Raw genomic sequence first — 6,936 nt, forward strand, 5'->3', positions numbered from 1 at the left:
CTGCGTTTTGCTCGATAATCCAAAGACAATTGAGAGGCTAGGACTTTTGTCCCAGCCTCTTTTTGATGGATAGAACCTTTAAAAATCCCTTAAAAATGGTATAATAGGAGCATCACGAAAATTGGAGAGACAGCATGAGTTTTTACAATCATAAAGAAATCGAGCCTAAGTGGCAAAAATACTGGGCTGACCATCACACTTTTAAGACAGGAACAGATGCTTCAAAACCTAAGTTTTATGCATTGGACATGTTCCCTTACCCATCTGGAGCAGGTCTGCACGTAGGACACCCAGAAGGCTACACAGCGACGGATATCCTCAGCCGTTTCAAACGTGCGCAAGGCTACAATGTCCTTCACCCAATGGGATGGGATGCCTTTGGTTTGCCTGCAGAGCAATACGCTATGGATACAGGAAATGACCCAGCGGAATTCACAGCAGAAAACATTGCCAACTTCAAACGCCAAATCAATGCGCTTGGATTTTCTTACGACTGGGATCGTGAAGTCAATACGACAGATCCAAACTACTACAAGTGGACGCAATGGATTTTCACTAAGCTTTACGAAAAAGGCTTGGCCTATGAAGCGGAAGTGCCAGTAAACTGGGTTGAGGAACTAGGAACAGCTATCGCCAACGAAGAAGTTCTTCCAGATGGAACATCTGAGCGTGGTGGCTATCCAGTTGTTCGTAAACCAATGCGCCAATGGATGCTTAAAATCACTGCCTATGCGGAACGCTTGTTGGCTGACTTGGATGACCTTGACTGGCCAGAGTCTATCAAGGACATGCAGCGCAACTGGATCGGGAAATCAACTGGTGCCAATGTCACCTTCAAAGTAAAAGGAACAGACAAGGAATTCACCGTCTTTACAACTCGTCCAGATACCCTTTTCGGGGCGACCTTCACTGTCTTAGCTCCTGAGCATGACTTGGTTGACGCTATTACAAGCCCAGAGCAGGCTCAAGCTGTGGCTGACTACAAACACCAAGCTAGCCTTAAATCAGACTTAGCTCGTACTGACCTTGCCAAGGAAAAAACAGGGGTTTGGACTGGTGCTTATGCCATCAACCCTGTCAATGGCAAAGAAATCCCAATCTGGATTGCGGACTACGTTCTTGCTAGCTACGGTACAGGTGCTGTTATGGCCGTACCTGCCCACGATGAGCGTGACTGGGAATTTGCAAAACAGTTTGGTCTTCCAATTGTAGAAGTCTTGGAAGGTGGAAACGTTGAAGAGGCTGCTTACACAGAAGATGGCCTTCACGTCAACTCTGACTTCTTGAACGGTCTCAACAAAGAAGAAGCGATTGCTAAAATCGTGTCTTGGCTAGAAGAAAAAGGCTTTGGTCAAGAAAAGGTGACCTACCGTCTCCGCGACTGGCTCTTTAGCCGTCAACGTTACTGGGGTGAACCAATCCCAATCATTCATTGGGAAGATGGAACTTCAACAGCCGTTCCAGAAAGTGAACTCCCGCTGGTCTTGCCAGTAACCAAGGACATTCGTCCTTCAGGTACTGGGGAAAGTCCATTGGCTAACTTGACAGACTGGCTGGAAGTGACTCGTGAAGATGGTGTTAAAGGTCGTCGTGAGACGAATACGATGCCACAATGGGCCGGTTCAAGCTGGTACTACCTTCGCTATATCGATCCACACAACACTGAGAAATTGGCTGACGAGGATCTCCTCAAACAATGGTTGCCAGTAGATATCTACGTAGGTGGTGCAGAACACGCCGTGCTTCACTTGCTTTACGCTCGTTTCTGGCACAAATTCCTCTATGATTTAGGTGTCGTTCCAACTAAGGAGCCATTCCAAAAACTCTTTAACCAAGGAATGATCTTGGGAACAAGCTATCGTGACCACCGTGGCGCGCTTGTGGCAACTGACAAGGTTGAAAAACGTGACGGTTCCTTCTTCCATGTGGAAACAGGGGAAGAGTTGGAGCAAGCGCCAGCTAAGATGTCGAAATCCCTCAAGAACGTGGTGAACCCAGACGATGTGGTGGAACAATACGGTGCGGATACCCTTCGTGTCTATGAAATGTTCATGGGACCACTTGATGCTTCCATCGCTTGGTCTGAAGAAGGTCTGGAAGGAAGCCGTAAATTCCTTGACCGTGTTTACCGTTTGATCACAAGTAAAGAAATCGTTGCGGAAAACAATGGCGCTCTAGACAAGGTTTATAACGAAACCGTTAAATCTGTTACTGAGCAAGTCGAGTCTATGAAATTCAACACAGCCATTGCTCAACTCATGGTCTTTGTCAATGCTGCGAACAAGGAAGACAAACTTTATGTAGACTACGCCAAAGGCTTTATCCAATTGATCGCTCCATTTGCGCCTCACTTAGCAGAAGAACTCTGGCAAACAGTCGCAGCAACAGGTGAGTCTATCTCTTACGTGGCTTGGCCAACATGGGACGAAAGCAAATTGATTGAAGACGAAATTGAAATTGTCGTTCAAATCAAAGGAAAAGTCCGTGCTAAACTCATGGTTGCGAAGGACCTGTCACGCGAAGAATTGCAAGAAGTTGCTCTCTCTGACGAAAAAGTCAAAGCAGAGATCGACGGCAAGGAAATTGTGAAAGTGATTGCGGTACCAAATAAATTGGTTAATATTGTTGTAAAATAACCAATAAAAAAACAGTTGAAATTTTTTCAACTGTTTTTTTATATTAATGGCGTCGGGCTAAGTCAGCTCCGAATTTATATCCTGCATTAAAGACGGATACGAAAAAGTTCGCAACTCCTGAAATCGCAACGATTTCAGCTAGGGCAACACCGCCCTTGGTGTTTTCTAATTCTTCAGTTGTTAAAAGTTGTAAATTGTTCATTGCTTTTCTCCTTTCTGATTCCCCGATATGCAATGATGAGGATCCAAATAACAAGAATCCCAGAAAGTAAATCACTCACTCCATAAGTTTCAAATGGGAGTGTGAGATAGTGAAGGTCGTGTAGGATTTGTAGAACTGCTAAAAAGATTCTAGAAAAAAGTAAAGTAGATATCGTGATGATATGGAATATGCGTCTTTTTTTCATCGTTCTTACCTATGGACGGTTAGCTAGATATCCTAGTCCTGCTCCTGCAGCAAAAACGAGTCCAATACTACTGACAGCAGTTGCAGCAATTTTCCATGTAGCTACCCCTGCAATTACAGCTGGGATAAATCCCCCTTGAATAGAGGCTAGTTCGTGATCTGATAGTATGTCATCAGAATGAATAGAAATTGTGTTCATCTATCTTCTCCTTTCTTTGAAGAAAATTGTTTCTTCACCTGTATTATTCGTAAAAATTCCAGAAAATCTCTTATTATTTTCAAAATTATGAAAAAAGTTGAAAGTCACCTTTGGAGTGTGATAAAATAAGAAATTGTACTAGTTATGAAGAGATTGGAGAATGAGCGATGAAGAAACCAGTGATTGGGATTACGGGCAACCAACGCCCTTTCCGTGAAGAGGAAGGAATGTACCTCAGTTACACACCGACAGGCTTTGTCCAAGGGGTTCAAGAAGCGGGAGGTATCCCTCTGATCCTTCCGATTGGAGACCCTGCAACGGCTGAGCACTATATTTCCTTGATTGACAAGCTAATCATCACAGGTGGTCAGCATGTTTCTCCTCAGTTTTATGGGGCAGAGAAAGAGATTGTCAGTGACGATTACTTGCTTGAGCGTGATCTTTTTGAGTTGGCCTTGATTAAGGAGGCAGTAGCTGCTAAGAAGCCTATCTTTACGGTTTGCCGAGGCATGCAGCTCTACAATGTAGCCATGGGCGGGACACTTTACCAAGATATCGACCATCACTGGCAGGAAAATCCTGCCAGCGAAACTAGTCATTCAATCGAAACAGTTGAAGGAAGCATTTTGCGGGACTTATTCGGAGAAGTTGGTCAGATCAATTCCTACCACCATCAAGCGATCAAGGATCTAGCTCCTCATCTAGAAGTGATTGCTGTTAGTCCTGAAGATCAGATCATCGAAGCGGTGCAATCATCCCACGGGACAGCTTTTCTCGGGGTTCAGTGGCATCCAGAACTGCGTTATCAGATAAGTGAAGGAGACAAGGCTCTCTTTGATTATGTCGTTAATCAACTATAATGGAAACAAAACACGTTAGAAATCGGGTCTTCTGATAGCTAGCGTGTTTTTTCTATAATCTGCGTAAAAATGACTGAAAATAGTCTCTAGGAAGAGGGCTGAAAGGGAGTATAATAGAGAGGAAGACAATGAGAGAGGATAAACACATGATCAACTTTCCACAAGATTTTTTATGGGGGACTTCGACATCTGGTCCTCAGACAGAAGGGCGCTTTGCCGGAGATGGCAAGGGGGACAACCTCTGGGACTACTGGTATCAGGTAGAGCCTCATCGCTTTCGTTTCCAAGAAGGACCTGGCTTAACTTCGACCTTTTATGAAAATTGGGAAGAAGACATTGAGCTTCTAGTCGAGACCGGGCATACTGCCTTTCGGACTTCTATCCAATGGTCTCGGATTTTCCCTAAAGGACGTGGAGAAGTCAATCCAGTAGGAGTGGCTTTTTACCGCCAAGTATTTGAACGCATTAAGGAAAAAGGCATTCATTTGATGGTCAATCTTTATCACTTTGACCTTCCTTTTGCTTTGCAAGAACAAGGAGATGGCTGGGAAAATAAGGAGACGGTCTACGCCTATCGCGACTATGCTCGTTTCTGCTTTGAAACCTATGGGGATTTGGTCGATCAGTGGATCACTTTTAATGAACCCATTGTTCCTGTAGAGTTTGGCTACTTTTATGATGCCCATTACCCACATAAGGTAGATGCGGCCGCAGCAGTTAAAGTTGCCTACCACACCCAGTTGGCAAGTAGCCTTGCTGTTCAGGTCTGTCATGAGGTGGATCCAAACTATCGAATCGGAGTGGTCTTGAACTTGACGCCAGCCTATCCGAGGAGTCAGCATCCAGCAGATGTCAAGGCGGCACGAATCGCTGAACTCTTTCAAGCCAAATCCTTCCTCGATCCGTCTGTTCTTGGAACCTACCCACCAGAGTTGGTAGAGATTTTGCGGGAGCGTGCTCTTTTGCCAGAAGTGGATCCAAGTGACTTAGAGCTGATCAAAGAACATACAGTTGACTTCTTAGGAGTCAATTATTACCAACCAATGCGGGTCTCTGCGCCTCGTTATGCGCCAAACCCAGAGTCTCCTATGCTGGTTGAGCAGTTCTACGAACCCTATGTCATGCCAGGAAGAAAGATTAACCCACACAGAGGTTGGGAAATCTATGAACAGGGCTTGTACGATATTGCCCAAAATATAAAGGAAAATTACGGCAACATCGAATGGCTCCTAACAGAGAATGGGATGGGAGTTGAAGGGGAAGAAAAATTCCGTCAAAACGGGGAAATTCAAGATGACTACCGGATTGACTTCGTCAAAGACCACCTGCGTGAATTGCACCGTGCTATCCAAGATGGGGCCAACTGTAAGGGCTACCTTATGTGGACCTTTATCGACTGCTGGTCTTGGCTCAATGGCTATAAAAACCGCTACGGCCTTGTCGAATTGGACCTAGCCACTCAAGAAAGACGCCTGAAAAAATCTGGTCATTGGTTCCGTGAATTGAGCCAGCAGAATGGATTTGAAGAGTAAGTTTTTGAGGATTCTGTTATCTAAGTACGATAGGCCCGTTCATTTCAGTAAATGACTGACTAGTTTTATTTTCGGAAGTGTGGAACTCCATCAGATGCAGATGTTTCTGATGGCATTCTTCATTTCCGATTTTTCATTTAGTGCTGGAAAAGGTTAAAAACCCTTCAACTTTAATATGTGCTATAATAAAACCAGAAGAAAAGGAGCTTGTATGATGGATTTTAAAACAGAACTAGGACAAAAAGTACAAACTCTACGTGAAAGTAAGGGATTAAGTAGACAAGCAATCTGTGGTATTGAGGACCTATTAACGACGCGCCAACTCCAGCGAATCGAAAAGGGTCAGTCTTTACCAACGATAGCAACAGCGAAGTATATTGCTGAGCAACTAGGTGTCTCCCTAGATACGCTAACGAATCAAACTAGTTTAGAATTACCTGCAGAATATCTGAACCTGAAATATCAACTACGGACGTTATACCATTATGGAGATCAAGATCGTCTTCATCGGCATGAAGAAATTATTGAGGATATTTACGAAAACTATTTTGATAACCTGCCAGAGGAAGAAAAACTGTCTGTCCAGGTCGCCCAAGCCACGGTTGATATGATTGGATCCAAAAATCCTTCTTTTGATCAAGGTTTATTAGATGAGTATCTAGAGCAAGCCATGAAGAAAAAAGAGTTAAGTCTCAACGATGTGGAGATTATCAAATTGCGCTTGCTTTCTTTGGCTTTGGGAGCCTTTGATCAAGATGAATTTATACACTTAGTAGAGAAAATCCTACTTGCGATAGATTATTTCCCCTTATCAGAATTGGAAATGCTACAAAACACTCTTATCTCAGCTGCAGGTGTGTTAGCCCATTATGGGATATACGACAGATTGCCAGACATTGTTAAAGCCTTAAATGATATTATGACAAAGAGACATGATTTTCAGGATAATATTTTTGTTTATGCTTTAAATTGGAAAGTTGCTTTATTTATAGAAGATGACCTAGAAAAAGCAAAAGATGATTATCAAAAAGTATGCTTAATGGCTGACTTATTATCTGAGGATCTAGTGAAGAGAAACATGCAAGAAGAATGGAAAGAGGACCTTGCAAAAAAAGGTCTAAACTACACTGAGGTATAGAGGAGCATTTTTCCTTTCGTCTGTTGTTCTTGAAAAATATAAAATAAACATTGAACACCTGTGAAGATTCACAGGTGTTTCAGATTGAAGATAAAGTCTTCTGAAAAACTTTCCTTAGGTGAGTACGGACGTCAGCGAACTTTTTCAAAGTTCCATGACTAATTA

The 6,936-nt window shown here is 43.3% G+C and carries 6 protein-coding genes; 4 read left to right on the plus strand and 2 right to left on the minus strand.

What is annotated here, in order from left to right; translation table 11 throughout:
- Positions 1-134: 134 nt before the first annotated feature.
- A complete protein-coding gene (gene leuS, locus ADH49_RS04840; RefSeq protein WP_048690326.1) occupies positions 135-2,636 on the plus strand; it encodes a leucine--tRNA ligase in 2,502 nt (833 codons plus the stop codon).
- A 43-nt stretch (positions 2,637-2,679) separates the two neighbouring features.
- On the opposite strand, the gene ADH49_RS04845 is transcribed toward leuS, so the two are convergent.
- Together ADH49_RS04845 and ADH49_RS04850 are read right to left on the minus strand one after the other, a co-directional pair.
- Positions 2,680-2,838, minus strand: coding sequence for a class IIb bacteriocin, lactobin A/cerein 7B family (locus tag ADH49_RS04845; protein WP_048690328.1), 159 nt, complete (start codon positions 2,836-2,838; stop codon positions 2,680-2,682).
- Positions 2,839-3,052: 214 nt separating this feature from the next.
- Complete coding sequence (locus ADH49_RS04850; RefSeq protein ID WP_048690331.1) at positions 3,053-3,241, minus strand: class IIb bacteriocin, lactobin A/cerein 7B family; 189 nt, start codon at positions 3,239-3,241, stop codon at positions 3,053-3,055.
- Between the two features lie 167 nt (positions 3,242-3,408).
- Here ADH49_RS04850 and ADH49_RS04855 point away from each other — a divergent pair, with 167 nt between their 5' ends.
- The 3 genes from ADH49_RS04855 to ADH49_RS04865 all read left to right on the plus strand — a co-directional run bounded on the left by ADH49_RS04855 (position 3,409) and on the right by ADH49_RS04865 (position 6,771).
- Positions 3,409-4,101 (plus strand): gamma-glutamyl-gamma-aminobutyrate hydrolase family protein, encoded by a 693-nt coding sequence (locus tag ADH49_RS04855; protein WP_048690333.1) that lies wholly within the window; start codon positions 3,409-3,411, stop codon positions 4,099-4,101.
- 146 nt (positions 4,102-4,247) lie between these two features.
- A complete protein-coding gene (locus ADH49_RS04860) occupies positions 4,248-5,633 on the plus strand; it encodes a glycoside hydrolase family 1 protein (RefSeq protein WP_048690334.1) in 1,386 nt (461 codons plus the stop codon).
- Positions 5,634-5,844: 211 nt separating this feature from the next.
- Complete coding sequence (locus ADH49_RS04865; protein WP_023022137.1) at positions 5,845-6,771, plus strand: helix-turn-helix domain-containing protein; 927 nt, start codon at positions 5,845-5,847, stop codon at positions 6,769-6,771.
- The last annotated feature ends 165 nt before the right edge of the window (positions 6,772-6,936 follow it).

Source organism: Streptococcus sp. 400_SSPC (assembly GCF_001072745.1).
Classification (GTDB): domain Bacteria; phylum Bacillota; class Bacilli; order Lactobacillales; family Streptococcaceae; genus Streptococcus; species Streptococcus xiaochunlingii.

Excerpts from the sequence above, each read along its gene's own strand:
- leuS (WP_048690326.1), top strand. The coding sequence starts at position 135 with ATGAGTTTTTACAATCATAAAGAAATCGAGCCTAAGTGGCAAAAATAC.
- ADH49_RS04845 (WP_048690328.1), bottom strand. The coding sequence starts at position 2,838 with ATGAACAATTTACAACTTTTAACAACTGAAGAATTAGAAAACACCAAG.
- ADH49_RS04850 (WP_048690331.1), bottom strand. The coding sequence starts at position 3,241 with ATGAACACAATTTCTATTCATTCTGATGACATACTATCAGATCACGAA.
- ADH49_RS04855 (WP_048690333.1), top strand. The coding sequence starts at position 3,409 with ATGAAGAAACCAGTGATTGGGATTACGGGCAACCAACGCCCTTTCCGT.
- ADH49_RS04860 (WP_048690334.1), top strand. The coding sequence starts at position 4,248 with ATGATCAACTTTCCACAAGATTTTTTATGGGGGACTTCGACATCTGGT.
- ADH49_RS04865 (WP_023022137.1), top strand. The coding sequence starts at position 5,845 with ATGATGGATTTTAAAACAGAACTAGGACAAAAAGTACAAACTCTACGT.